3 protein-coding genes are annotated in these 1,928 nt (G+C 66.9%); 1 reads left to right on the forward strand and 2 read right to left on the reverse strand.

Features of this window, described 5'->3' with window-relative positions; genetic code table 11:
- Window positions 1-556: 556 nt before the first annotated feature.
- Window positions 557-1,129 carry an HD domain-containing protein gene (locus tag V6M46_RS16000; protein WP_332666869.1) on the forward strand — a complete coding sequence of 191 codons (573 nt, stop codon included), beginning with the start codon at window positions 557-559 and terminating at the stop codon, window positions 1,127-1,129.
- A 25-nt stretch (window positions 1,130-1,154) separates the two neighbouring features.
- On the opposite strand, the gene V6M46_RS16005 is transcribed toward V6M46_RS16000, so the two are convergent.
- Window positions 1,155-1,418 (reverse strand): DUF4031 domain-containing protein, encoded by a 264-nt coding sequence (locus tag V6M46_RS16005; RefSeq protein WP_332666871.1) that lies wholly within the window; start codon window positions 1,416-1,418, stop codon window positions 1,155-1,157.
- Between the two features lie 61 nt (window positions 1,419-1,479).
- Window positions 1,480-1,809, reverse strand: coding sequence for a cupin domain-containing protein (locus V6M46_RS16010; protein WP_332666873.1), 330 nt, complete (start codon window positions 1,807-1,809; stop codon window positions 1,480-1,482).
- Window positions 1,810-1,928: the final 119 nt, after the last annotated feature.

The raw sequence follows: 1,928 nt of genomic DNA on the forward strand, positions 1-1,928 counted from the left end.
GTGGCGTCGAAGGTCTCGCGGGAGTGGTCGGCGTACCGCTTGCGGGTCGTGAGCTCCTCGACGTCGAGCCATTCGTAGAGCAGGAACTCGAGGTCGCGGCGCGACATCAGAAGGGACATGCCCACCAACCTAGGTCGAAACGACCGCAGATCCGATGGGCTGATTCCCAGGCGATGGTGCAGACCAGCCACCACCCTGTGGCCTGCCTCACAATTGCTGGCAGGCGGGCGAGTTCCGGGACGACTCTGATCCCATCACGCGACTTCGCCGGTGTTGGACAACCCGCATGGACGCAGCCGCCCGGATAACGGGGAGCAGCCATGATTCTTACGTTCTTGATCATCGTGGTGGTGGTAACGATTGCGGATGTCGTCCACTCCAACCGCAAGTACGGCGAACTGATCAACCCCCGCCGACGCCTCTCGCGACGGAAGCCGTCGAGAGGTCGCGGTCCTACCAGCATTCCGCGATCCTTCGGGGACTGATCAACCCCAGCGCAGGTAGGCCGATCTGCCGGTCACAGCGCGCCACGACCTCGCGGCCTTACCGTTCAGCCATGCCCGAGCTCTACTGGCCACTCGCAGACCACCTGGCGCTTCGCGACCAGCTGCTGACTGCGTACTCCACCGACCGCGGCTATCACGATGTCCGACATCTCGCCGAGGTACTCGAGCGCATCGACGAGCTCGGCGAGAGCTCGAACCACGAGGTCGTCCTCGCTGCCTGGTACCACGACGCGATCTACGAGGGCGGCCCGGACGACGAGGAGCGTTCGGCACAACTGGCCGAGCGAGAATTACGCGGGACCGGGGTCGATGTGGCCGAGGTGGCCCGCCTTGTCCGTCTCACGACGACCCACGATCCGGCCTCCGATGACCACCCCGGGCAGGTGCTCTGCGACGCAGACCTGGCGATCCTTGCCGCCGACCCGGCTCGCTATCAGGAGTACTCAGACGGCGTACGCCGCGACTACGACTTCGTGCCAGACGCCGACTTCCGGGCCGGGCGCCGCGCCGTGCTCGAAGAGCTGCTCGCCCGCGGTGCACTCTTCAGGACGCAGCACGCCCGGCGCGAGTGGGACCGGCGCGCGCGGGAGAACCTGAGGAACGAGATCGCAGCCCTGACCTGACGGCGGTCGGGTTGCGCGTTGCGTCTCAGGCGGAGCGCTTGCGCCGCCTCAGCCCGGCCGAAATGAGGCGCTGCACCAACTCCCGGCTCCGCACCGGCACCGCGCCGGCCGCAACGGCCCGGTCGAAGTACTCCCCCGGGATGTCGTAGTGGTCCCAGTCGAACCCCCGCTTCGGTACGCCGAGCGCCTCGGCGAAGGCGTGCAACTCTTCGTACGACTCGTCCGAGGCGAGGTGCGACCACATCCGCCCGCGCCACGGAACCAGCGGCGGGTCGATCAGGATGGTCATCAGGTCAGGGTAGTCAGTGGGTGTCTCGGAGCGCTGGGTGTGAAGAAGCCGACCGACGCGATCAGTCGCGGTTGACGACGGTAAGGAGAACGACCGAGTCCTCCAGCGCTTCCAGGCTGTGAGTGGCGTCGGGCACGGCGATCAGATGTCCCGCCGCGCCATCCCAGTGGTCGTCACCTGACGCAAGCCGGACGCGTCCGTGAAGGACGTGCACGGTGGCGTCGCCCGGGTTGCTGTGCTCGTCGAGCATGCGGCCGGAGGCGAGCGCGATGACTGTCTGCCGGAGGAGATGCGCGCTCCCGCCGAAGACTGTGTGAGCGCTACGGCCGCTGGTCGCCGCGACGGCGAGCTCCAGTTGTTCGCGGGCGAGTGCGGTCAGAGAGGTGTTCATGACAGGCCTTTCCGTGCGTCAGATCGACTGCCGATAGCCGAAGAACTCGTGATCCTGGTTGTAGCCGCCGTGCCCGCCACCGACGTCGGCGAAGTCGGCGACGAACTCGATGCCCTTGA

Origin of the sequence: Aeromicrobium sp. (genome assembly GCF_036676885.1) — a bacterium.
Lineage (GTDB): Bacteria > Actinomycetota > Actinomycetes > Propionibacteriales > Nocardioidaceae > Aeromicrobium.